This is a genomic window from Streptomyces sp. NPDC110618 (genome assembly GCF_055657065.1).
Window position 1 is genome coordinate 1 of the sequence record NZ_JBVKBN010000029.1, and the last position, 24,938, is coordinate 24,938.

Here is a 24,938-nt window from a genome sequence, read left to right on the forward strand (position 1 = left end):
CGTGAGGGAAACGCCCGGTTACATTCCGAACCCGGAAGCTAAGCCTCACAGCGCCGATGGTACTGCAGGGGGGACCCTGTGGGAGAGTAGGACGCTGCCGAACAATTATTGATGTGAGTGGGATCCGGAGCCTCGGTTCCGGGTCCCACTCCAGCAGGCCCCTATAGCTCAGTCGGTAGAGCGTCTCCATGGTAAGGAGAAGGTCAACGGTTCGATTCCGTTTGGGGGCTCCACAGCACTAAGGCCCTCGCCCTTTCGGGCGGGGGCCTTTTGCATGCCCGACATACATGCCCGGCATGCCCGGCGGGGTCCCGCCGGGCCGCCGAGTTCAGTCCTTGTGCAGGCCGGGCACCCGCATCGCGAGGATCGCCATGTCGTCGGACGGAGCGTCCTGGGCGAAGCGTTCCACGGCGCGCATGATGCGCGCGGCGACCGCGCCGGCGGTGAGGCCCGTGCAGGTCGTGAGGACCTCGGTGAGGCCGTCGTCGCCCAGCATGCGGGTGCCCTCGCGGCGCTCGGTGACGCCGTCGGTGACGCAGAGCAGGACATCGCCCGGGTCGAGGGTGACCGTCTGCTCGTAGAGCTCCAGGTCCTCCATCACGCCCAGCAGCGGCTGGGGTTCGGCGGCGGGCTCGACGGTGCCGTCCTGGCGCAGGCGTAGCGGGAGTGGGTGGCCGGCGCAGACCACTTTCAGTTCCGCGCTGCCGTCCTCCTGGGGGCGCAGTTCGCCGTAGAGGAGGGTCAGGAAGCGGCTGCGGGCGCCCTCGTCGAGGATCGCGGAGTTGAGGCGCTCCAGGACCGCCGGGCCGCTGAGGCCCTCGCGGGCCAGGAGGCGCAGGGCGTGCCGGGCGAGCCCGGTCACCGCGGCGGCGTTCGGGCCAGTGCCGCAGACGTCGCCGATGGCGAAGCCGTAGGCGCCGTCGCTGATCGGGAAGAGGTCGTAGAAGTCGCCGCCGACCTCGTTGCCCTCGCCGGCCGCGCGGTAGATGACCTCGACCTCGACGCCGTCGATCTCGGGGAGTTCGGGCGGCAGGAGGCTGCGCTGGAGGGACTGGCTGATGGCGGTGCGCTCGGAGTAGAGGCGGGCGTTGTCGAGGGCGAGGGCGGCCCGGCGGCTCAAGTCCTCGGCCAGTTCCAGGATTTCCTGGCGGAAGTGTTCGTCGGTGGGCTTGCCGAGGGTCAGCATGCCGATGACGCGGTTGCGGGCGACCAGCGGCAGGACGACTGTCTCTCCGCCGACCGCGGCCGCCGTGGCGAGCGTCGGGCCGATGCCCGAGCTGACGCGCCGGACCGGCTCTCCCAGCCCCAGGCTGCGCATGGAGGTGCGCAGCGCGGCCTCGTGGGCGGCTTCCGCGGGGGCGGACCAGATGCGGGCGCCGGGGGTGGGTACCGGGTCGGGCGCGGGGATCTTCGAGAGCAACGCCTTGATGCCGTCGATGAGTTCCTCGTCCTCGTGCAGGACGTAGGACAGGTACGGCTCGGAGGCCTGGTCGGCGATCGTGTAGACCGCGCACCAGGTGGCCAGCGTGGGCACCGTCATCTGGGCCATGAGAGCGAGGGTCTGGTCGCGGTCCAGGGTGCCGGCGAGCAGGTCTGAGGCCTCGACCAGGAAGCTGAGCGAGCCACGGCGCAGGCGCTCCAACTCACCGAGGCGGGCCGACTCGACGGCGAGCGCGATGCGGTCGGCGGCGAACTGCAGGCGCAGGGCCTCCTCGTTGGAGTATCTGCGCGGCGCCTCGGCGGCGACGCCGAGGGAGCCGGTGAGGCGGCCCTCGACCTTGAGCGGGACGGTCACCACCGAGCGCATTCCGGTGCCGCTGAGCAGCGGTACGGCGCCGGGGACCATGGTGAGGTCCTCGTGGACGGCGGGCATGCGGGCCGAGCCGTAGCGGCCGGGGCCCGCCTCGACGGGTACGCGGGCGAAGCGCTGGCGGGCGGAGGGCAGGCCGGTGGAGGCGCGTACCTCCAACTCGGTCTCGTCGTCGGTGGCCAGCAGCAGGAAGGCGGAGTCGCCGTCGAGCATGTCGCGGGCGCGTTCCACGGTGCGCTGGAGGAGGCCGTCGAGGTCGTCCGGGGCGGGGGAGCCGATGAACACCTCGAAGGGGTCGGTGCTCTGGCCCTCGCCGGAGCCGCCGCTGTCGGAGGAGGCCATGCGCAACGGGGTCTGCAGGACGGCGCGTTCGTGGTCCCGTACCAGGAGGCAGACCGTGGAGGGCTCGCCGTCGGTGTCGCGGACGCGGAGGTGGGAGGCGTAGACCGGCGTGATCCGGCCGTCCGCGCCGCGGATGCCGTAGCTGCCCTCCCAGCGGGAGAGTTGGAGGGCCTCGGCGATGCCGGTGCCGGTTCCGGGGGTGTGCGGCCAGGCGGCGAAGTCGGTGAGGGGCTTGCCGGTGACCTGCTCGGCGGCGTAGCCGAAGAGTTCCTCGGCGTCCTCGTTCCACGCCGAGATGGCGCCGGTGCGGTCGATCTGGACGACGGCGACGCGGACCCGGCCGTCGGCCAGGGGCAGGAGGTCGGCGGGGAGGGAGGGGCCGGCGGCGCGGGTGCCCACCGGGCGCTCGGGGAGGTCGAGTTGGAACCAGACCTGCTTGTGGGTGGGCGTGTAGTCGACGCCCCAGCGGCTGGCCAGCGCCCGGCACAGCTGGAGGCCGCGGCCGCCCTCGCGGTCGGGGCTGGCCATGTCGTCGGCGATGCCCTGGACGGGGATGTCGCGCTCCGGGTACCGGTCGGCGACCTCGATGCGGACGCCGTCCTCGGTGCGCAGGCACAGGACGTCGGCGGCGGTGCCCGCGTGCACCACGGCGTTGGTGACCAGCTCGCTGGTGAGGACCACGGCGTCGTCGAGGATGTCGGCGAATCCCCAGCCCTGGAGGGTGTCGCGGACGAAGGAGCGGGCGCTGGCGACAGATCGCCCCTGGGGCTCGAAGCTGGCGGCCGCGCGCGCGGTGATCACAGAACTCCTCGACCTGTTGTCGACGTGCTGGGCTGCCTGGCCGCTCGGCTCCTGCCGCGGATGCGGCAGGCCGCCCTTCGGCCGGGGTTCCGAGGGCTGCTCCCCCGGGATCAGTCCGGTGGTCATGTTGCGGCCGCCCCTCCGATGCCCGCTCGTTTCGTGCCACCGCCCTAGCCGGACGGACCGGTGCGGCTGGACAGCCGCATGCAAGGTTACTTACCTTCGCCGTCCACGCGGATGCCGGTCTGCAGTGTTTCCGCCCGGAGGGTGTGCGGACGGTGTGCGAAGCTGCCGAACTGTTATGGCCGGGTTCGGCCGGGGTGAAACACTGGGCAAGCTTCTGGTGAAGGTCCGGGCAGGCCGGGTGTCTTTTGATCACGGCGGGCAGTAGTCCGTGGTGCGGCCTGGTGGACCGGGCGGACATACGCAGCAGTAACCGGCGCGCCGGGCAGGAGCGCCGGAGCACGGCAGTGACGGTCGACCCCTGCGGGAGGGACACAGTGGAGTCTGGCGCAGCGACGCGGGGCACGAAGACGCGCGCGAAAGGCGGACAGTCCCTGATGAACCAGCGCAAACCGCGTGGCGGAACTACAGAGGTGGACACGGCCGCACTGAACCGGCTGCTGGCGGCTCTGGAGTCGATGCGGGACGGCAACTTCCGCAAGCGGCTGACGGTCTCCGGCGACGGCGTGATGTCGGAGATCGCGGCCGTGTTCAACGAGGTGGCCGACCGGAATCTGCATCTGACCGGCGAGCTGGCCCGGGTGCGGCGCACGGTGGGCCGTGAGGGAAAGCTCACCGAACGGCTGGAAACGGGTGCCTGTGAGGGTTCCTGGGCGGCGGCGATCGAGCACTCCAACGCGCTCGTCGACGATCTCGTACGGCCCGTCTCCGAGGTCGGCCGGGTGCTCTCGGCGGTCGCGGAGGGCGATCTGTCGCCGCGTATGGAGTTGCGGACGCAGACCCCGGACGGCGCGGGACAGCCGCTGCGCGGGGAGTTCCTGAAGGTCGGCCGTACCGTCAACAATCTGGTCGACCAGCTGTCCACGTTCACCGACGAGGTGACGCGGGTGGCCATCGAGGTGGGCACCGAGGGCAAGCTGGGCGGTCAGGCACGCGTGCGTGGCATGTCGGGTTCGTGGAAGGACCTCACGGACTCCGTCAACACGATGGCGTACCGGCTCACCGCGCAGGTGCGGGACATCGCACTGGTGACCACCGCGGTCGCCAAGGGCGATCTGTCGCGGAAGGTCACGGTTCACGTGGCCGGGGAGATGCTGGAGCTGAAGAACACCGTCAACACGATGGTGGACCAGCTGTCCTCGTTCTCCTCCGAGGTGACCCGGGTCGCGCGCGAGGTGGGCACCGAGGGTGAGCTGGGCGGTCAGGCGCAGGTGCCGGGTGTGGCGGGCGTGTGGAAGGACCTCACCGATTCGGTGAACCTCATGGCCGGCAACCTCACCGCCCAGGTGCGCGGTATCTCCCAGGTGACCACGGCGGTCGCCAACGGTGATCTGTCGCAGAAGGTGACCGTGTCGGCGCGGGGCGAGGTCGCGCAGCTCGCGGACACCATCAACCAGATGACCGAGACGCTGCGGATCTTCGCCGACGAGGTCACGCGCGTGGCCAACGAGGTCGGTGCCGAGGGGCGGCTGGGCGGCCAGGCGAACGTGCCGGGCGCGGCGGGCACCTGGAAGGACCTGACGGACTCCGTCAACACGGTGTTCCGGAACCTGACGATCCAGGTGCGGGACATCGCCGCCGTGACGACGGCGGTGGCCAGTGGTGACCTGTCGCAGAAGGTCACCGTGGACGTGGCCGGCGAGATGCTGGAGCTGAAGAACACCGTCAACGGCATGGTCGACCAGCTGTCGTCCTTCGGTTCCGAGGTCACGCGCGTGGCGCGCGAGGTCGGTGTCGAGGGCGAGCTGGGCGGCCAGGCGCAGGTGCCGGGGGCGGCGGGTACGTGGAAGGACCTGACGGACTCCGTCAACACCGCGTTCCGCAACCTCACCGGTCAGGTGCGCAATATCGCCCAGGTGACGACGGCGGTGGCCAACGGCGACCTGTCGCAGAAGGTCACGGTGGACGTCTCCGGCGAGATGCTCCAGCTGAAGAACACCGTGAACACGATGGTGGACCAGCTCTCCGCCTTCGCCGACCAGGTGACGCGGATGGCCCGTGACGTGGGCACGGAGGGGCGCCTGGGCGGTCAGGCGGTCGTGCCGGGGGTGTCGGGCACCTGGAAGGAGCTGACGGACTCCGTCAACTTCATGGCCGGCAACCTCACCTCGCAGGTGCGGCAGATCGCGCAGGTGACGACGGCCGTGGCGCGCGGTGACCTGTCGCAGAAGATCGACGTGGACGCGCGCGGGGAGATCCTGGAGCTGAAGAACACCATCAACACGATGGTCGACCAGCTCTCCGGCTTCGCCGAGCAGGTGACCCGGGTGGCCCGCGAGGTGGGCACCGAGGGGCGCCTCGGCGGGCAGGCGCAGGTGCCCGGTGTGGCCGGTGTGTGGCGGGACCTGACGGACTCGGTGAACGGCATGGCCGGGAACCTGACCGCGCAGGTGCGCAACATCGCGCAGGTCGCGACCGCGGTGGCCCGGGGTGACCTGTCCCAGAAGATCACCGTGGACGCGCGCGGGGAGATCCTGGAGCTGAAGAACACCCTCAACACCATGGTCGACCAGCTGTCCTCGTTCGCCGAGGAGGTCACCAGGGTGGCCCGTGAGGTGGGCACGGAGGGCATCCTGGGCGGCCAGGCCGAGGTGCAGGGGGTCTCCGGCACCTGGAAGGACCTCACCCAGTCGGTGAACTTCATGGCGAACAACCTGACCATCCAGGTGCGCAACATCGCCGAGGTCACCACCGCGGTCGCCAAGGGCGACCTGTCGAAGAAGATCACCGTCGATGCCAAGGGCGAGATCCTCGAACTGGTCACCACCGTCAACACGATGGTCGACCAGCTGTCGTCCTTCGCCGAGCAGGTGACCCGGGTGGCCCGTGAGGTGGGCACCGAGGGCATCCTGGGCGGCCAGGCGCACGTGCCGGGTGTGGTCGGCATCTGGAAGGACCTCAGCGACAACGTCAACCTGATGGCCAAGAACCTGACCATGCAGGTGCGGAACATCTCCCAGGTGGCGGCGGCCGTCGCCAACGGCGATCTGACGCGGACGGTGACGATCGAGGCGCGCGGTGAGGTCGCGCAGCTCGCGGACACCTTCAACACCATGGTGAAGACGCTCAGTTCGTTCGCCGACCAGGTCACCAAGGTGGCCCGCGAGGTGGGCACCGACGGCATCCTGGGCGGTCAGGCGCGGGTGCCCGGAGTGGCGGGCACCTGGAAGGACCTCACCGAGTCGGTGAACCAGATGGCGTCCAACCTGACCGGTCAGGTGCGCAACATCGCCATGGTCACCACCGCCATCGCCAAGGGCGATCTGACCAAGAAGATCGACATCGAGGCGCGCGGCGAGATCCTGGAGCTGAAGACGACCATCAACACGATGGTCGACCAGCTGTCCTCCTTCGCCGAGGAGGTCACCCGGGTCGCCCGCGAGGTGGGCACCGAGGGACAGCTCGGCGGCCAGGCACGCGTGCGTGACGTGGACGGCACCTGGCGGGACCTGACGGAGTCCGTGAACGAGATGGCCGGGAACCTGACCCGGCAGGTGCGTGCCATCGCGCGCGTGGCGACCGCGGTGACCCGCGGCGACCTGAACCTGAAGATCGACGTCGACGCCTCCGGCGAGATCCAGGAACTGCAGGACTACATCAACAAGATGATCGCCAACCTGCGCGACACCACCATCGCCAACAAGGAGCAGGACTGGCTCAAGGGCAACCTCGCCCGGATCTCCGCGCTGATGCAGGGCCGCCGGGACCTCCAGGACGTGGCCTCGCTGATCATGAGCGAGCTGACCCCGGTGGTCTCCGCGCAGCACGGCGCGTTCTTCCTGGCGATGCCCGACTCCGGGCAGGAGAGCGAGGACCAGTACGAGCTGCGGATGCTCGGCTCGTACGGCTACTCGATGGGTTCCATGCCGACCTCGTTCCGGCCGGGCGAGGCGCTGGTGGGTACGGCGGCGCAGGAAAAGCGCACGATCCTGGTGGAGAAGGCGCCCAGTGGGTATCTGAAGGTTTCCTCCGGGCTCGGCGAGGCCCCGCCCGCGCAGGTCATCGTGTTGCCGGTGCTGTTCGAGGGCAAGGTGCTCGGCGTGATCGAGCTGGCCTCCTTCACACCGTTCACGCAGATCCAGAAAGACTTCCTGAACCAGATCGCGGAGATGATCGCGACCAGCGTCAACACCATCTCCGTCAACACCAAGACCGAGCAGCTGCTGAAGCAGTCGCAGGAGCTGACCGAGCAACTCCAGGAGCGGTCGGCGGAGTTGGAGAACCGGCAGAAGGCCCTGCAGGCGTCCAACGCCGAACTGGAGGAGAAGGCCGAGCTGCTGGCCCAGCAGAACCGCGACATCGAGGTGAAGAACACCGAGATCGAGGAGGCGCGGCAGGTCCTGGAGGAGCGCGCCGAGCAGCTCGCGGTGTCGATGCGCTACAAGAGCGAGTTCCTCGCCAACATGTCGCACGAGCTGCGCACCCCGCTCAACTCGCTGCTGATCCTCGCCAAGTTGCTCGCCGACAACGCCGAGGGGAATCTCTCCCCGAAGCAGGTCGAGTTCGCCGAGACCATCCATGGGGCCGGTTCCGACCTGCTGCAGCTGATCAACGACATCCTCGACCTGTCGAAGGTCGAGGCGGGCAAGATGGACGTCTCCCCGACCCGGATCGCGCTGGTCCAGCTCGTCGACTACGTGGAGGCCACCTTCCGGCCGCTCACCGCGGAGAAGGGCCTGGACCTGTCCGTGCGGGTCTCCCCGGAGCTGCCCGCCACCCTGCACACCGACGAGCAGCGGCTGCTGCAGGTGCTGCGCAACCTGCTGTCCAACGCGGTGAAGTTCACCGACTCCGGCTCGGTGGAGCTGGTGATCCGGCCGGCCGGGGCGGATGTACCGGCGGGGATCCGGGAGCAGCTGCTGGAGGCCGGTTCGCTGCGGGACCCGGACGCCGGGCTGATCGCGTTCTCGGTGACCGACACCGGCATCGGCATCGCCGCCAGCAAGATGCGGGTGATCTTCGAGGCGTTCAAGCAGGCCGACGGCACCACCAGCCGCAAGTACGGCGGCACCGGCCTCGGGCTGTCGATCTCCCGGGAGATCGCCCAGCTGCTCGGCGGCGAGATCCACGCGCAGAGCGAACCGGGGCGCGGCTCCACCTTCACGCTGTACCTGCCGCTGCACCCGAGCGAGCTGCCGCCGCAGGGCTACCAGCAGGCGATGGCGGCCCTGGAGGCCGGGGACCTGGTGCCGCCGGCCGCCGAGCTGTCGGACGTGGAGATCGAGACGCCGGCCGAGGTGAAGTCGTACCAGGAGACCCAGAACGGCGCCGCCGCGCTCTTCCGGCGCCGCCGCCGGGGCCCCGGCGGCGAGGCGGAGCAGCGGGCCGCGCAGCCGGACTGGTCGGCCGCGGAGCACGAGCCGGTGCCGCAGGTGCGCCGGGGCATCCGGTTCGGCGGGGAGAAGGTGCTGATCGTCGACGACGACATCCGCAACGTCTTCGCGCTGACCAGCGTCCTGGAGCAGCACGGGCTGTCGGTTCTGTACGCGGAGAACGGCCGGGAGGGCATCGAGGTGCTGGAGCAGCACGACGACGTGGCGGTCGTGCTGATGGACATCATGATGCCCGAGATGGACGGGTATGCGACGACCACGGCGATTCGCCGGATGCCGCAGTTCGCGGGCCTGCCGATCATCGCGCTGACCGCCAAGGCGATGAAGGGCGACCGGGAGAAGGCGATCGAGTCGGGCGCCTCCGACTACGTCACCAAGCCGGTCGACCCCGATCACCTGCTGTCGGTGATGGAGCAGTGGATGCGGGTCGAGTGACGGGACCGGTCGGGGCTCGTACGGGGTTCGTACCGGCCCGGTGGACGGACCGGGCCGGGGCCGGTCGGGAACCTACCGTGTTCGCACGGAGTTGCTGACGCACTGTGCTCGATTCCGTGTAGAAGTGCGGGATTCGGGGAACCTTCTGGTCTCCCACCGCGTTTCTGCTACGTGCACAGTGACATCGCGGTGACAGGGTGTGGCGACAGGCGGGGTGCGGCTACCATGACCGGCACGAGGACGGGCGGCGCAAGGGAGTCGTCCGCTGGGACGGCACCCGCCGGTGCCTACCCAAGTCCTGCGGACAGGGGAGGCCCCATGCCGGGGCGAGGAGGGCGGGCCATGGTGCAGAAGGCCAAGATCCTCCTGGTCGATGACCGGCCGGAGAATCTGCTGGCGCTGGAGGCGATCCTCTCTGCGCTCGATCAGACCCTGGTCCGGGCATCGTCCGGGGAGGAGGCGCTCAAAGCGCTGCTCACGGACGACTTCGCGGTCATCCTGCTGGATGTCCAGATGCCGGGTATGGACGGCTTCGAGACGGCCGCGCACATCAAGCGCCGGGAGCGGACCCGCGACATCCCGATCATCTTCCTCACCGCGATCAACCACGGGCCTCACCACACTTTCCGCGGGTACGCCGCCGGTGCGGTCGACTACATCTCCAAGCCGTTCGACCCGTGGGTGCTGCGGGCGAAGGTCTCCGTGTTCGTCGAGCTGTACATGAAGAACTGCCAGCTCAGGGAGCAGGCGGCGCTGCTGCGGCTGCAGTTGGAGGGCGGCGGCGGCCGGGCCGCGGGCGGCGACAGCAAGGAGCCGGCGGGGCTGCTCGCCGAACTGTCGGCGCGGCTCGCGGCGGTGGAGGAGCAGGCCGAGGCGCTGTCGAAACAGCTGGACGACGACTCGGCGGACGCGGCGGCGGTGGCCACGGCGGCCCATCTGGAGCGCAAACTCACCGGACTGCGGCGCGCGCTGGACGCGTTGGAGCCCGGCGCCGGGAACACCTCCTCGGTGCCCTCGCAGAACTGACCTCGCGGCGGGGCGTGTTGGAGGCGCCGCCCCGGTGAGCGGGCGTCAGTTCGTTGCTGTTGTAACGGCGACACGAACGGGTGAAGCAGTGGGCACACGTGTCCCCTGTCGCCTCCACCGGTAACCTCACACCTATGGCCTCACGTCCCTCCGCAGCCAAGAAGCAGCCCGCGAAGAAGGCTGCCGCTCCCGCGAAGGGTCCGGCGAAGAAGGCCGCCGCGAAAAAGGCACCGGCGAAGAAGGCGCCCGCCAAGAAGGCCGCGGCGAAGAAGCCCGCACCCAAGCCGGCCCCCAACCCCACCGGGGGCGTCTACCGGTTGGTGCGCGCCGTCTGGCTCGGGCTGGCGCACGCCGTCGGCGCGGTGTTCCGCGGGATAGGGCAGGGCGCCAAGAATCTCGACCCGGCCCACCGCAAGGACGGCATCGCGCTGCTGCTGCTGGGCCTGGCACTGATCGTCGCCGCGGGCACCTGGTCCAATCTGCGCGGTCCCGTCGGCGACCTCGTCGAGATGCTGGTGACCGGCGCCTTCGGGCGGCTCGACCTGCTGGTGCCGATCCTGCTCGCGGTGATCGCCGTACGGTTCATCCGGCACCCGGAGAAGCCGGAGGCCAACGGCCGGATCGTGATCGGCCTGTCGGCGCTCGTCATCGGCGTCCTCGGCCAGGTGCACATCGGCTGCGGCTCGCCCGCGCGCAGCGACGGCATGCAGGCCATAAGGGACGCCGGCGGCCTCATCGGCTGGAGCGCGGCGACTCCGCTGACCGCCACGATGGGCGAGGTCCTCGCCGTACCGCTGCTGGTGCTGCTCACCATTTTCGGGCTGCTGGTCGTCACGGCCACGCCCGTCAACGCCATTCCGCAGCGGCTGCGGCAGCTCGGGGTGCGACTCGGCGTCCTGCACGACCCGGAGGCCGTCGAGTACAGCGACGACGAGCGCTACGACGAGCAGTGGCGCGAGGCGCTGCCCGCGCGGGGACGGCGTCGCGGCGGGCCCCCGCCTGAGGCGTACGACCCCGACAGCGCGGAGCAGGAGGCCCTGTCCCGGCGCCGGGGACGCCCGAGGCGCTCCGCGGTGCCCCAGCCCGACATGAGCCGCCCCATGGACGCGGTGGACGTCGCGGCGGCCGCCGCTGCGGCCCTCGACGGCGCGGTGCTGCACGGCATGCCGCCCTCGCCGGTCGTCGCCGACCTCACCCAGGGCGTGAGCGTCGGCGACCGCGAGGAGACCACGCCGGTTCCCACGCCCGTACCGGCCGCGCGGCCCCGACAGGAGAAGCTGAAGGTCGAGGTCGCCGACCTCACCAAGCCCGCGCCCGAGGCCCCCGCCGACCTGCCGGCCCGCGCCGAGCAGCTCCAGCTCTCCGGCGACATCACCTACGCGCTGCCCTCGCTGGACCTCCTCACGCGCGGCGGGCCCGGCAAGGCGCGCAGCGCCGCCAACGACGCGGTCGTGGCCTCCCTGACCAATGTGTTCAGCGAGTTCAAGGTCGACGCCGCCGTCACCGGCTTCACGCGCGGCCCGACGGTCACCCGCTACGAGGTGGAGCTGGGCCCGGCCGTGAAGGTCGAGCGGATCACCGCGCTGACCAAGAACATCGCGTACGCCGTGGCCAGCCCGGACGTCCGGATCATCTCGCCGATCCCCGGCAAGTCGGCCGTGGGCATCGAGATCCCCAACACCGACCGGGAGATGGTCAACCTCGGTGACGTGCTGCGCCTCGCGGCGGCGGCCGAGGACGACCACCCCATGCTGGTGGCGCTCGGCAAGGACGTCGAGGGCGGCTATGTGATGGCCAACCTCGCGAAGATGCCGCACGTCCTGGTCGCCGGCGCCACCGGGTCCGGCAAGTCGTCCTGCATCAACTGCCTGATCACCTCGATCATGGTCCGGGCGACCCCCGAGGACGTGCGCATGGTCCTCGTCGACCCCAAGCGCGTCGAGCTGACCGCCTACGAGGGCATCCCGCACCTGATCACGCCGATCATCACCAACCCCAAGCGGGCCGCCGAGGCGCTGCAGTGGGTCGTACGGGAGATGGACCTCAGGTACGACGACCTGGCGGCGTACGGCTTCCGGCACATCGACGACTTCAACCAGGCCATACGGGACGGGAAGGTCAAGCCGCCCGAGGGCAGCGAGCGCGAGCTCCAGCCGTACCCGTACCTGCTGGTGATCGTCGACGAGCTGGCCGACCTGATGATGGTCGCGCCGCGCGACGTCGAGGACGCCATCGTGCGCATCACACAGCTGGCGCGCGCGGCCGGTATCCATCTGGTGCTCGCCACCCAGCGGCCGTCGGTGGACGTGGTCACCGGTCTGATCAAGGCGAACGTGCCCTCCCGGCTCGCCTTCGCCACCTCCTCGCTCGCCGACTCGCGGGTCATCCTCGACCAGCCCGGCGCGGAGAAGCTGATCGGCAAGGGTGACGGACTGTTCCTGCCGATGGGCGCCAACAAGCCCGTGCGGATGCAGGGCGCCTTCGTGACCGAGGAGGAGGTCGCGGCGGTCGTCCAGCACTGCAAGGACCAGATGGCGCCGGTCTTCCGGGACGACGTCGTCGTCGGAACCAAGCAGAAGAAGGAGATCGACGAGGACATCGGCGACGACCTGGACCTGCTGTGCCAGGCGGCCGAGCTGGTCGTCTCCACCCAGTTCGGCTCGACGTCCATGCTCCAGCGCAAGCTGCGCGTGGGCTTCGCCAAGGCCGGGCGGCTGATGGACCTGATGGAGTCGCGGAACATCGTCGGGCCCAGCGAGGGCTCCAAGGCGCGTGACGTTCTTGTGAAGCCTGACGAGCTGGACGGCGTGCTGGCGCAGATCCGCGGGGAGGCTTGAGGAAAGCCCCGCGCCGGGCGGGTCCCGATACTCGATCGTGACTCACCCGTAAGGGATCATTGAGCAACCGTTTCCCTATGCCGTACGTCAAGTTGAGGGAAGCGGAAAGCTCCCGCCCCACCATCGGTGTGTCCGGCCATACCGATGGCGTACAAAGTCCCACCGCCCGGTTGCCCCACCCTTTCGTACCCCCCCTAGACTGAACCTCCAGCACAGGTGGCTACACGCTCGAAAGGCGCCCCCGTGTCCATCGGCAACTCCCCTGAAGACGAGCGTCCGTTCGAAGACGTTTCCAGCGACGACCGCCCCTCCGTCGGCCGTGCCCTCCAGCAGGCGCGCATCGCTGCCGGCCTGACCGTCGACGACGTCAGCAACGCCACCCGAGTCCGGCTGCCCATCGTGCACGCCATCGAGGCGGACGACTTCGCCCCGTGCGGCGGAGACGTGTACGCGCGCGGGCACATCCGGACCCTGGCCAGGGCCGTCGGCATCGACCCGGCACCGCTGCTCGCCCAGTACGACGAGGAGCACGGCGGGCGTCCGGCGCCGACCCCCGCGGCCCCGCTGTTCGAGGCGGAGCGCATCCGCCCGGAGCGGCGCGGGCCGAACTGGACGGCGGCCATGGTCGCGGCGATCGTCGTCGTGATCGCTTTCGTCGGCTTCACCGCGTTCAAGGGCGGTGACGACGGCGGTCCGTCCTCCGTCGCCGAGGGTGCGACTCCCTCGCCCACCAAGTCCGCCACGACCAAACCCAAGTCCGAGAAGCCGAAGTCCGACAAGCCCGACCCGACCGACAGCGCCATCGCCGCCGCGCCGCAGGACAAGGTGACGGTGAAGGTCAGCGCCGACGACGGGCGCAGCTGGATCTCCGCCCACGACCACAACGGCCGTCTGCTCTTCGACGGTCTGCTCAAGCAGGGTGAGTCCAAGACCTTCCAGGACAACGAGAAGATCAACCTCGTCCTCGGTGACGCGGGCGCGATCCAGCTCTACGTCAACGGCAAGAAGATCGAGGACGACTGGCGCCCCGGCGCGGTGGAACGCCTCACATACACCAAGGGCGACCCGCAGGTCGGCTGAGTCACCAGGGCATATGGGCGGGGTTGGTCAAGATTGACCAACCCCGTCGGCGTGGGGTGTCAGTCCGACAAAGTAGTCTTGAGCCCATGCCTGAACGCCGTACCGTCGCACTCGTCACTCTTGGCTGCGCTCGCAACGAGGTGGACTCGGAAGAGCTCGCAGGCCGTTTGGAGGCGGACGGCTGGGATCTCGTGGAGGACGCCGCCGAAGCGGACGTCGCTGTCGTCAACACCTGCGGTTTCGTCGACGCCGCCAAGAAGGACTCCGTCGACGCCCTGCTGGAGGCCAATGACCTCAAGGGGCACGGCAGAACCCAGGCCGTCGTGGCGGTGGGCTGCATGGCCGAGCGCTACGGCAAGGAGCTGGCGGAGGCGCTGCCGGAGGCCGACGGCGTGCTCGGCTTCGACGACTACGCCGACATCTCCGACCGGCTCACCACCATCCTCAGCGGCGGCGTCCACGCCTCCCACACCCCGCGCGACCGGCGCAAGCTGCTGCCGATCAGCCCGGCCGAGCGGCAGGAATCGGCCGCCGAGGTCGCGCTGCCCGGACACGCCCCGGTGGACCTCCCCGACGGCCTCGCGCCCGCCTCGGGCCCCCGCGCGCCTCTGCGCCGCCGGCTCGACGGCGCCCCCGTGGCCTCGGTGAAGCTCGCCTCCGGCTGCGACCGGCGCTGCACCTTCTGCGCCATCCCGTCCTTCCGCGGCTCCTTCATCTCCCGCCGCCCGAGCGACGTGCTGAACGAGACGCGCTGGCTGGCCGAGCAGGGCGTCAAGGAGATCATGCTGGTCTCCGAGAACAACACCTCCTACGGCAAGGACCTCGGCGACATCCGCCTGCTGGAGTCCCTGCTGCCGGAACTGGCCGAGGTCGACGGCATCGAGCGGGTCCGGGTCAGCTACCTGCAGCCGGCCGAGATGCGTCCCGGCCTGATCGACGTCCTGACCTCCACCCCCAAGGTCGCGCCCTACTTCGACCTGTCCTTCCAGCACTCCGCGCCCGGTGTGCTGCGCGCGATGCGCCGCTTCGGCGACACCGACCGCTTCCTGGAGCTGCTGGACACCATCCGGAGCAAGGCGCCCCAGGCGGGTGTGCGCTCCAACTTCATCGTGGGCTTCCCCGGCGAGTCCGAGGCGGACCTGACCGAGCTGGAGCGTTTCCTCAACCACGCGCGGCTGGACGCCATCGGCGTCTTCGGCTACTCCGACGAGGAGGGCACCGAGGCGGCGACGTACGAGGACAAGCTGGACCCCGACCTCGTCGCGGACCGGCTGGCGCGGGTCTCCCGGCTGGCCGAGCAGCTCGTCTCGCAGCGGGCCGAGGAGCGCCTGGGCGAAACCGTCCGGGTGCTTGTCGAGTCCGTCGACGAGGAGGGCGTGTACGGCCGGGGCGCGCACCAGGCCCCTGAGACGGACGGCCAGGTGCTGCTGACGGGCGGCGAGGAGCTGAGCGTCGGTCGTATGGTCGAGGCGAAGGTGGTGGGCACCGAGGGTGTCGACCTCGTGGCCGAGCCGCTGCCCGGCTCGCTCGTATCCGGTGAGGAGGGGGCCAGATGACCGGAGTCCCGGCGTCCGCCGCAGGCGGCTCCGCCAAGGCCACGCCCAAGGCGACCCCCGCGGGCACGGCCTCCTCCGACGCGTCGGGCGTCAAGCCGGCCCGGGGCGGGAAGATCGCGGCGGCGGCCGTCAACCAGGCCAGCGTCTGGAACATCGCCAACCTGCTGACCATGCTCCGGCTGCTGCTGGTGCCCGCGTTCGTCGCGCTGATGCTGGCGAACGGCGGCTACGACCCGGCGTGGCGCTCGTTCGCCTGGGCGGCCTTCGCCATCGCCATGATCACCGACCTGTTCGACGGTCATCTGGCCCGGACGTACAACCTGGTCACCGACTTCGGGAAGATCGCCGACCCCATCGCCGACAAGGCGATCATGGGGGCGGCGCTGATCTGTCTGTCCGCCCTCGGTGATCTGCCGTGGTGGGTGACGGCGGTGATCCTCGGCCGGGAACTCGGGATCACCCTGCTGCGTTTTCTGGTCATCCGGTACGGCGTCATCCCCGCGAGCCGCGGTGGCAAGCTCAAGACGCTCACCCAGGGCGTGGCCGTCGGCATGTACATCCTGGCACTGACGGGATGGCTGGCCACTCTGCGGTTCTGGGTGATGGGTGCGGCCGTCGTCCTGACCGTGGTGACCGGGCTGGACTATGTAAGACAGGCCATTGTGCTGCGCAGACGGGGGATCGCCGAGCGCAAGGCCGCGTTGGAGGAGACGGAAGCGTGAATTCCACGGCCGCCGACGTGGTGCGACTACTGACAGTGAGGGGCGAGACCCTCGCCGTCGCGGAGTCGCTGACGGGTGGCCTTGTTGCGGCGGAGATCACAGCGGCCCCTGGGGCGTCCAAGGCCTTCCGGGGCTCGGTGACCGCCTACGCCACCGAGCTCAAGCACCGGCTGCTCGGTGTGGACGCCGGTCTGCTGGAGCGGCACGGAGCGGTGGATCCGCAGGTCGCGGCCCAGATGGCGGCCGGAGTGCGCAAGGCGCTGGGCGCCGACTGGGGCCTCGCGACGACCGGTGTCGCGGGTCCCGAGGAGCAGGACGGGAAGCCCGTGGGCACCGTTTTCGTGGCCGTGGACGGCCCTTACGGGGCCGATTCCGGTTCGGCCGGCGGCGGAAAAGTGTCCTCGCTGCGGTTGAACGGCGACCGGGCGGAAATTCGTATGGAGAGTGTACGGAGCGTACTCGCGCTGCTTCTTCAGCAGCTCGCGAGCGAACAGACCGAGAATGAGCGGGCACAGGATACGGAACAGAACGGGGGGTTTTGATGTTTGCAGCCCTGAGTGAACACGACATCGCTCCCCGCACGGCCGCAGCGCAAGGCGGTACGGTGGGGCGTGAAGGATGCGGCTACGCGGTCCGAGGAGGGAGCCACCGATGATTCTGCTCCGTCGCCTGCTGGGTGACGTGCTGCGTCGGCAGCGCCAGCGCCAGGGCCGTACTCTGCGCGAAGTCTCCTCGTCCGCCCGAGTATCGCTCGGCTATCTCTCCGAGGTGGAGCGGGGGCAGAAGGAGGCTTCCTCCGAGCTGCTCTCCGCCATCTGCGACGCGCTGGACGTACGGATGTCCGAGCTCATGCGGGAAGTGAGCGACGAGCTCGCCCTCGCCGAGCTGGCCCAGTCTGCAGCGGCCACCCCCAGTGAGCCCGTACCCACATCGGTCCGGCCGATGCTGGGTTCCGTTTCGGTGACCGGTGTGCCACCGGAACGGGTGACGATCAAGGCGCCCGCGGAGGCAGTGGACGTGGTCGCCGCGTGAGTGTGGGCGCATGAACTGATCATGCGCCGAGTGCGAAAGTCCCGGTCGGGACCTCTCCGGACTGCTGGAGAGGCGACGGCCGGGGCTTTCGTGCATGGTGGAGCATGGCACTCGGGGCCGGCACCACCGATCGGAGCATCTCGATGTACGTCGTGAAGAGCCCGTTGTCCGACGCCGACCTCAAGACCGTCAGAGAGGCCCTGCAGGGCGCCCTGGTCGATCTCGTCGACCTCTCCCTGGTGGCCAAGCAGATCCACTGGAACGTGGTCGGGCCGCGGTTCCGCACCGTGCATCTCCAACTCGACGAGGTCGTGGACACCGCGCGGGCCCACTCCGACACGGTCGCCGAGCGCGCCTCGGCCCTGGGAGTGCCGCCCGACGGCCGGGCTCCGACGGTGGCCGCGGGCAGTGGCATCGGAGTGGTGCCCGACGGCTGGGTCAAGGACGTGGACGCGGTGGGCACCCTGGTGCGGGCCCTCGGCGCGGTGATCGTCCGGATGCGCGAGCGGGTCACGGCGACCGCCGAGGCGGACCCGGTCAGCCAGGACATCTTCATCACGATCACGGCGGATCTTGAGAAGCATCACTGGATGTTCCAGGCCGAGAACGGCTGACGGGGAACTCCGCGGTGCTCTTGTGCGCGGGAACGGCTGGTGAGGACCGTCCGCGGTGCTTCCATGCGCCGCCCTCTGCGGTGGTGCCTCCCTGGTCGGGGGTGCTTCTTCGCGGCGGTGCGCCCGTGTGCCGCCGGTGCGCCCTCCCGGCAGGTGTGGGCGGCGGTCTAGCGTCGGGCTGGAGGTGGCGGTCATGGCGGGGATAGCGCGCTGGGGGGCTGCGCTCGGGCTGGGGGCGCTGTGGTGGTGGGCCGTACTGCGGCTCGCCGTGGCGGCGGACGCCGGGGTGCTGGAGGGCGCGGTGGCCGCCGGGGGATGGGGGCTCAGCCTGCTGCCTGTGCACTGCGTGCCGAAAACGCGTGCCGCGGGCGCCCTGGAATCGGGGCGGTGGGCCAGGGCATGGCGGGCGGCCCCTGTCACCACGGCATCGCCACACCGCCGTTCGGACGCAGGATCTGGCCCGTCATGAACGCGGACGCGTCGGAGGCCAGATAGAGCACCGTGTGCGCGACGTCCTCCGGTTCGCCGACCCGGCCCAGGGGCGCCATCCGCGTCATGAGCGCCTCGGTGTGCGCGTGCGCTTCGTCGTCGTGGTGGTCCGTCATGGGGGTGCGGATCCATCCCGGGGCCACCGCGTTGACCCGGATGCCGTGCCGGCCGACCTCCGTGGCGAGGGTCTTCGTCAGCTGTACGACGGCCGCCTTGGCGGCGCCGTAGCAGAGCAGGCCGGGGCCGCCGGTGTCGACGGCGCCGGAGGCCATGGTGATGATGCTGCCCCGTGTGCGTTCGGTGAGCATCAGCCGGGCCGCTGCCTGGCAGGCGTGCAGGACGCCCTTGAAGTTGACGTCCAGGACGCGGTCGAGGTCCTCGTCGGTCGTCTCCAGGACGGGGCTGCTGTGCATGATCCCGGCGATGGCGGCCAACACGTCCAGACGCCCGCACTCCGCTATGGCTTCCTGGAGTTGGTCGCGGTCGGTGACGTCCAGGGTGTGGGTGCGGGCCGTGCCGCCGCGTTCCTTGATCAGGGTCGCCGTCTCGTGCAGGCCCCGTGGGTCGCGGTCCGCGCAGTGCACGGTGGCGCCGGCCTGGGCGAGCAGCACGGCCGAGGCCCGGCCGATCCCGCTCGCGGCGCCGGTGACGAAGGCGGTGCGTCCGGTGAGGTCGTACGCGTCGACGGCCATGAACCGACGGTACGAGCATTTCTGACGGACCGTCAATTGGTCGTACGGTGGCGGCGGCGTCCCGGAGCGGGGGCCGGGCCGGTCTGGCAGCTCGGGCACCAGTAGGTGGGGCGCTGGCGGGAGCCGTCGCCCTGGTCGGTGGATCGGATCGGGGTGCGGCAGCGCAGACAGGGGCGCGGGGCACGGCCGTACACGAAGAGGTCCTGGCCGCGGCGGCCCGTGGTGCTGCGCACCGGGCGTTCGCGGTTGGCCTCCAGCAGCCGCTTGGCCAGCGCGGGGAGTTGGGCCGCGCGGTCGGGCGGGAGGGCGCCGACGGGGAGCCAGGGGGTGGCGCCGAGGAGGAAGCAGAGCTCGCTCTTGTAGATGTTGCCGATGCCGGCGAGGTTGCGCTGGTCGAGAAGGGCCTCGCCGAGGGGGCGGGCGGGGTCGGCGAGGAGGTTGGCCAGGGCCTGGTCGGGGTCCCAGTCCGGGCCCAGGAGGTCGGGGCCGAGATGGCCCACCGCCTTGGACTCCTCGGCGGTGCGCAGGAGTTCGAGGACGGGGAGGCGATAGCCGACGGCTGTCCGGTCGGCGGTGGAGAGTACCGCGCGGATCTGGTGGTTGGGGCCGCCGGTCCAGCGCTCCCGCTCGGCGTAGATCCGCCAGGAGCCCTCCATCCCGAGGTGCGAGTGCACGGTCCAGCCGCCCTCGACGCGGGCGAGGAGATGCTTGCCGCGGGGGGTGACGTTCAGGAGGGTGCGTTGGGTGAGGTCCACCGTGGCGAACCTCGGGACGCGGAAGTCGGTGCGGGTCAGCACCTTGCCCGCGAGGGCGGCGTGCAGCCGCTTCGCGGCCTGCCAGACGGTGTCTCCTTCGGGCATGGGTCAAGGGTGGCACGGGGGAGCGCAGGGGGCGGGCGGAGGGCGGGCAGGGGCGGCTCGACGGCGATGTGCGGGTGGGCCCGTACGGGCCCGGCGTGGCGGTTGTGGGCGGAGGTCGGGTGCGCGGGCGCAGGCTGCGGGTCGGGCGTGGTCGGGCGCGTAGGCGTAGGCCGTGGGTCGGGCGGGTCGGGTGCGCGGGCGCTGGCTGCGGGTCGGGCGTGGTCGGGTGCGCGGGCGCTGGCTGCGGGTCGGGCGGTCAGGCGCGCAGGCGTAGGCCGCGGGGCGTGGCGATGAAGCCAGCTGACTCCAGGAGGGTGCCGTAGGGGGAGGTCAGGGCGGGGGTGCCGTTGACGCGTTCGACGGTGACCGTGCCGAGCGAGCCCGCGCGGGCGGCAGTGGCCAGGGCCTCGGCGGCGCTCTGCAGGCGGGGGTCTTGCGTGGGGGAGTCGTCGGGGGCGCTGGGCCAGGCCAGCAGGGTCTTGCCGCCGCGCTCCATGTACAGGGTCAGCTCGCCGTCCACGAGGACGACGAGGGAGCCCGCCTTGCGGCCGGGTTTGTGGCCGGCGCCGGTCGGGGGCTCGGGCCAGGGGAGGGCGGCGCCGTAGGCGTTCGCGGGGTCTGCGGCGGCCAGGACGACAGCACGGGTGTCGGGGGCGGTGCGGGTCCGGTGGGGGGTGGGGGCCGGGTAGTCCCGCGGGGAGACGTACTCGCCGGGGCGGGGGCGGGGGGCTTCCTCGCCGAAGCCGTCGGACGAGCCGGGGGCCGCGAAGGCGTGGTCCTCGAAGGGCGCGGGTGGGAAAGCCTCGGGCGGGAAGTCGGACGAAGAGGACTGCGGAGGGAAGTCCCCGTTCGCGAACGCCGCTCCCGGCAGGGCCTCGCCGCGGTCGCGGGCGTTGGCCACCGCGCGGAGGCGGTCCACCGCGCCGTCCATCGCGAACTGCGCGGCGCCCAGGCCCTCCACCACGTAACCGCGCCGGGCCTGACCGCTCTCCTCGAACACGGACAGGATGCGGTACGTCGCCGAGAAACCGCCCTCGACTCCCTCCGCGGAGACCGCGCCCCGGGTCACTACGCCGTGCCGGTCGAGGAGGGTGCGGGCCAGGGCGTGGGCGCGGACGGTGGGATCGGGTTCGTGGGCCGGGAGCAGGGACCAGCGTCCGGCGACGGTCGGCGGGCCCGAGCGGGACGCGGAGCGGGCGGCTGCGGTGAGGGAGCCGTACCGCCCGCGCGGGACGGTGCGTTTGGCCCGGTGCGCGGTGGAGCCCGCGGTGCGGCCCGAGCCCAGCAGGGAGCGCATCGGGGCGAGCGTGTCATTGGTGAGGTGGCCGGACCACGCCAGCTCCCAGAGGGCGTCGGCGAGTTGCGGGTCAGTGGCCTCGGGGTGGGTGGTGGCGCGGACCTGGTCGGCGATCTGGCGGAAGAACAGGCCGTAGCCCCCGGCGAGCGCGTTCAGGATGGACTCGTGGAGCGCGGTCAGTTCCAGCGGGTGCGGCGCGGGCAGCAGCAGGGGGGCCGCGTCCGCCATGTACAGGGAGACCCAGCCGTCCTTGCCGGGCAGCGCACCGGCACCGGCCCACACCACCTCTCCGGCGGCGGTGAGTTCGTCGAGCATTGCCGGGGTGTAGTTGACCACGCGGGACGGCAGGACCAGCTTCTCCAGGGCGGAGGCGGGCACCGACGCGCCCTGCAACTGCTCGATGGCGCGCACAAGTCCGTCGATACCGCGCAGCCCGTGCCCCTTGCCGATGTGCTGCCACTGGGGCAGGAACTGGGCCAGCGCGGCCGGGGGCACCGGCTCCAGCTCGTGCCGCAGGGCGGCCAGGGAGCGTCGGCGCAGGCGCCGCAGCACCGCCGCGTCGCACCACTCCTGGCCGATTCCGGCCGGATGGAACTCGCCCTGTACGACCCGGCCCGCCGCCGCGAGCCGTTGCAGGGCGCCCTCCGTGACCGCCACGCCCAGCCCGAACCGGGCCGCTGCGGTGACCGAGGTGAAGGGGCCGTGGGTACGGGCGTAGCGTGCGAGGAGGTCGCCGAGCGGGTCCTTCACCGGTTCCGTGAACGCCTCCGGCACGCCGACCGGCAGCGCGGTGCCCAGGGCGTCGCGCAGTCGGCCCGCGTCCTCGATCGCCGCCCAGTGGTCGATGCCCGCGATACGGACCTTGATGGCGCGGCGGGCCCCGGCCAGTTCCGCCGCCCACTGGGGCTCCGCGCCCCGCTCGGCCAACTCTGTGTCGGTCAGCGGGCCGAGCAACCGCAGCAGGTCCGCGACGCCTTCGGCGTCCTTGACGCGGCGGTCGTCGGTGAGCCACTGAAGCTCCCGCTCCAGCTCGGCCAGGACCTCCGCGTCGAGCAGTTCGCGCAGCTCCGCCTGGCCGAGCAGCTCGGCCAGCAGACGGGAGTCCAGGGAGAGCGCGGCGGCCCGGCGCTCGGCGAGCGGGGAGTCGCCCTCGTACAGGAACTGGGCGACGTACCCGAAGAGCAGCGACCGCGCGAACGGCGACGGTTCGGGAGTGGTGACCTCGACCAGGCGCACCTTGCGGGACTCCAGGTCGCCCATCAGCTCGGTGAGTCCGGGGACGTCGAAGACGTCCTGGAGGCATTCGCGCACCGCTTCCAGGACGATCGGGAACGAGCCGAACTCGCTGGCCACCTGGAGCAGTTGCGCCGCACGCTGGCGCTGCTGCCACAGTGGGGTGCGCTTGCCGGGGTTGCGGCGCGGCAGCAGCAGCGCGCGCGCCGCGCACTCCCGGAAGCGGGAGGCGAACAGGGCCGAGCCGCCGACCTGGTCGGTGACGATCTGGTCGATGTCGCCCTTGTCGAAGACGACGTCGGCGGCACCGACGGGCGCCTGGTCGGCGTCGAACTCGGTGCCCGCCTTCATGGGCTCCTGGTCCAGCAGGTCCAGGCCCATCAGATCGGCGTCCGGCAGGCGCAGCACGATGCCGTCGTCGGCGTGCATCACCTGGGCGTCCATGCCGTACCGCTCGGAGAGCTTCGCGCCGAGGGCGAGCGCCCAGGGGGCGTGCACCTGGGCGCCGAAGGGGGAGTGCACCACGACCCGCCAGTCGCCCAGCTCGTCGCGGAAGCGCTCGACGACGATGGTGCGGTCGTCGGGGATGTGCCCGCACGCCTCGCGCTGTTCGTCCAGGTAGGACAGGACGTTGTCGGCTGCCCAGGCGTCCAGGCCGGCGGCCAGCAGGCGCAGCCGGGCGTCCTCCTTGGACAGTGAGCCGACCTCGCGCAGGAACGCGCCCACCGCGCGGCCCAGTTCGAGAGGGCGGCCGAGCTGGTCGCCCTTCCAGAACGGCAGCCTGCCGGGGACGCCGGGCGCGGGGGAGACCAGAACGCGGTCGCGGGTGATGTCCTCGATGCGCCAGGAGCTGGTGCCGAGCGTGAACACATCGCCCACGCGGGACTCGTAGACCATCTCCTCGTCCAGTTCGCCGACCCGTCCGCCGCCTTTCTTGGGGTCGGACCCGGCGAGGAACACCCCGAACAGGCCGCGGTCGGGGATCGTGCCGCCCGAGGTGACGGCGAGGCGCTGGGCGCCGGGGCGGCCGGTGATGGTCCCGGCGACGCGGTCCCACACCACGCGCGGGCGCAGTTCGGCGAAGGCGTCCGACGGGTAGCGCCCGGCGAGCATGTCGAGGACGGCGGTGAACGCGGACTCCGGCAGCGAGGCGAAGGGGGCGGCGCGGCGGACCGTGGCGAGCAGGTCGTCGAACTGCCAGGTGTCCATCGCCGTCATGGCGACGAGCTGCTGCGCCAGGACGTCCAGGGGGTTGGCCGGGACGTGCAGGGACTCGATGGAGCCGGTGCGCATCCGCTCGGTGACCACGGCCGCCTGGACCAGGTCGCCGCGGTACTTCGGGAAGACCACGCCGGTCGAGACCGCGCCCACCTGGTGGCCGGCGCGGCCCACGCGCTGGAGGCCGGAGGCCACCGAGGGCGGGGACTCCACCTGGACGACCAGGTCGACCGCGCCCATGTCGATGCCCAGTTCGAGACTGGACGTGGCCACCACCGCGGGCAGTCGGCCCGCCTTCAGGTCCTCCTCGACGAGGGCGCGCTGCTCCTTGGAGACCGAGCCGTGGTGCGCGCGGGCGATGACCGGCGGGGCGCCCTGGGCAGCGCCGGAACCGCCCATCAGCTCCGCGGGGGCGTGGTGCTCGTCCAGGGGTTCGCCGGTGGCCCGCTCGTAGGCGATCTCGTTCAGGCGGTTGCACAGGCGCTCCGCCAAGCGGCGGGAGTTGGCGAAGACGATGGTGGAGCGGTGGGACTGGACGAGGTCGGTGATCCGCTCCTCGACATGCGGCCAGATCGACGGCCGTTCTCCGGCCTCGCCGCTGTCGGACACGGGGGAGCCGCCCAGCTCGCCCAGGTCCTCGACCGGGACCACCACCGACAGGTCGAACTCCTTGCCCGACTCCGGCTGGACGATCTCCACCTTGCGGCGAGGGGACAGATACCGGGCGACCTCGTCGACCGGGCGGACGGTTGCCGACAGGCCGATCCGGCGGGCGGGCTTCGGGAGCAACTCGTCGAGGCGCTCCAAGGTGAGCGCGAGGTGGGCGCCGCGCTTGGTGCCCGCGACCGCGTGCACCTCGTCGAGGATCACCGTATCGATGCCGGTCAGCGCGTCCCGGGTGGCGGAGGTGAGCATCAGGAACAGGGACTCGGGGGTGGTGATCAGGATGTCCGGCGGGCGGGTGGCCAGCGCCCGGCGCTCGGCGGCAGGGGTGTCACCGGAGCGGATGCCGACCTTGACCTCTGGTTCGGGCAGCCCCAGGCGCACGGACTCCTGCCGGATGCCGGTCAGCGGGCTGCGCAGATTGCGCTCCACATCCACCGCGAGGGCCTTCAGCGGGGACACGTACAGGACCCGGCAGCGCTTCTTCGGGTCCGCGGGCGGGGGCGTCGAGGCCAGCTGGTCCAGGGCGGCGAGGAACGCGGCCAGCGTCTTGCCCGAGCCGGTCGGGGCCACCACCAGCACGTCCGAGCCCTCGGCGATGGCCCGCCACGCCCCGGCCTGCGCCGCGGTGGGCGCGGAGAAGGCCCCCGTGAACCAGCCGCGGGTCGCGGGGGAGAAGCCGTCCAGAGCTCGATGTGCGGAGCTGACCATGCGT

Annotated in this window: 14 protein-coding genes, 1 tRNA gene and 1 rRNA gene; 12 read left to right on the forward strand and 4 right to left on the reverse strand. The window is 71.2% G+C overall.

Annotation, left to right across the window (positions count from 1 at the left end):
* Both rrf and ACZ7L7_RS33655 read left to right on the forward strand, forming a co-directional pair.
* Positions 1 to 103: ribosomal RNA gene (rrf, locus tag ACZ7L7_RS33650) — 5S ribosomal RNA — on the forward strand; the annotation flags it as partial.
* Between the two features lie 54 nt (positions 104 to 157).
* Positions 158 to 233: transfer RNA gene (locus ACZ7L7_RS33655), tRNA-Thr, on the forward strand.
* A 95-nt stretch (positions 234 to 328) separates the two neighbouring features.
* Here ACZ7L7_RS33655 and ACZ7L7_RS33660 read toward each other — a convergent pair.
* Positions 329 to 3,079, reverse strand: coding sequence for a SpoIIE family protein phosphatase (locus ACZ7L7_RS33660; RefSeq protein ID WP_453603851.1), 2,751 nt, complete (start codon positions 3,077 to 3,079; stop codon positions 329 to 331).
* Between the two features lie 374 nt (positions 3,080 to 3,453).
* Here ACZ7L7_RS33660 and ACZ7L7_RS33665 point away from each other — a divergent pair, with 374 nt between their 5' ends.
* The 10 genes from ACZ7L7_RS33665 (at position 3,454) to ACZ7L7_RS33710 (ending at position 18,240) form a co-directional block, all read left to right on the forward strand.
* Positions 3,454 to 8,904 carry a HAMP domain-containing protein gene (locus tag ACZ7L7_RS33665; RefSeq protein WP_472077850.1) on the forward strand — a complete coding sequence of 1,817 codons (5,451 nt, stop codon included), beginning with the start codon at positions 3,454 to 3,456 and terminating at the stop codon, positions 8,902 to 8,904.
* A 342-nt stretch (positions 8,905 to 9,246) separates the two neighbouring features.
* The gene (locus ACZ7L7_RS33670; RefSeq protein ID WP_285516561.1) at positions 9,247 to 9,930 is read left to right on the forward strand and encodes a response regulator; all 684 of its coding nucleotides are present in this window, start codon (positions 9,247 to 9,249) and stop codon (positions 9,928 to 9,930) included.
* 134 nt (positions 9,931 to 10,064) lie between these two features.
* On the forward strand, positions 10,065 to 12,767 hold the full coding sequence (locus ACZ7L7_RS33675; RefSeq protein WP_453603847.1) for a DNA translocase FtsK: 2,703 nt from the start codon (positions 10,065 to 10,067) through the stop codon (positions 12,765 to 12,767).
* Positions 12,768 to 13,010: 243 nt separating this feature from the next.
* The gene (locus tag ACZ7L7_RS33680) at positions 13,011 to 13,847 is read left to right on the forward strand and encodes a helix-turn-helix domain-containing protein (RefSeq protein WP_472077851.1); all 837 of its coding nucleotides are present in this window, start codon (positions 13,011 to 13,013) and stop codon (positions 13,845 to 13,847) included.
* A gap of 86 nt (positions 13,848 to 13,933) precedes the next feature.
* A complete protein-coding gene (rimO, locus tag ACZ7L7_RS33685; RefSeq protein ID WP_285516558.1) occupies positions 13,934 to 15,403 on the forward strand; it encodes a 30S ribosomal protein S12 methylthiotransferase RimO in 1,470 nt (489 codons plus the stop codon).
* Complete coding sequence (pgsA, locus tag ACZ7L7_RS33690) at positions 15,400 to 16,125, forward strand: CDP-diacylglycerol--glycerol-3-phosphate 3-phosphatidyltransferase (RefSeq protein ID WP_285516557.1); 726 nt, start codon at positions 15,400 to 15,402, stop codon at positions 16,123 to 16,125. The genes rimO and pgsA overlap by 4 nt, the downstream gene beginning before the upstream one ends.
* Positions 16,122 to 16,667 (forward strand): CinA family protein, encoded by a 546-nt coding sequence (locus ACZ7L7_RS33695; RefSeq protein ID WP_285516556.1) that lies wholly within the window; start codon positions 16,122 to 16,124, stop codon positions 16,665 to 16,667. Before pgsA ends, ACZ7L7_RS33695 begins: the two co-directional genes overlap by 4 nt.
* Before the next feature lie 109 nt (positions 16,668 to 16,776).
* Positions 16,777 to 17,157, forward strand: a complete 381-nt coding sequence (locus tag ACZ7L7_RS33700) for a helix-turn-helix domain-containing protein (RefSeq protein WP_015657463.1) — start codon at positions 16,777 to 16,779, stop codon at positions 17,155 to 17,157.
* A 143-nt stretch (positions 17,158 to 17,300) separates the two neighbouring features.
* Positions 17,301 to 17,771 carry a Dps family protein gene (locus tag ACZ7L7_RS33705; protein WP_453603858.1) on the forward strand — a complete coding sequence of 157 codons (471 nt, stop codon included), beginning with the start codon at positions 17,301 to 17,303 and terminating at the stop codon, positions 17,769 to 17,771.
* A gap of 193 nt (positions 17,772 to 17,964) precedes the next feature.
* Positions 17,965 to 18,240 carry a hypothetical protein gene (locus tag ACZ7L7_RS33710; protein ID WP_285516555.1) on the forward strand — a complete coding sequence of 92 codons (276 nt, stop codon included), beginning with the start codon at positions 17,965 to 17,967 and terminating at the stop codon, positions 18,238 to 18,240.
* Here ACZ7L7_RS33710 and ACZ7L7_RS33715 read toward each other — a convergent pair.
* The 3 genes from ACZ7L7_RS33715 to ACZ7L7_RS33725 all read right to left on the reverse strand — a co-directional run bounded on the left by ACZ7L7_RS33715 (position 18,188) and on the right by ACZ7L7_RS33725 (position 24,934).
* Positions 18,188 to 18,952 (reverse strand): SDR family NAD(P)-dependent oxidoreductase, encoded by a 765-nt coding sequence (locus ACZ7L7_RS33715; RefSeq protein WP_453603841.1) that lies wholly within the window; start codon positions 18,950 to 18,952, stop codon positions 18,188 to 18,190. The genes ACZ7L7_RS33710 and ACZ7L7_RS33715 overlap by 53 nt on opposite strands.
* Before the next feature lie 32 nt (positions 18,953 to 18,984).
* On the reverse strand, positions 18,985 to 19,812 hold the full coding sequence (locus ACZ7L7_RS33720) for an Fpg/Nei family DNA glycosylase (protein WP_472077852.1): 828 nt from the start codon (positions 19,810 to 19,812) through the stop codon (positions 18,985 to 18,987).
* Positions 19,813 to 20,068: 256 nt separating this feature from the next.
* On the reverse strand, positions 20,069 to 24,934 hold the full coding sequence (locus ACZ7L7_RS33725; protein ID WP_471432118.1) for an ATP-dependent helicase: 4,866 nt from the start codon (positions 24,932 to 24,934) through the stop codon (positions 20,069 to 20,071).
* Positions 24,935 to 24,938 lie beyond the last annotated feature (4 nt).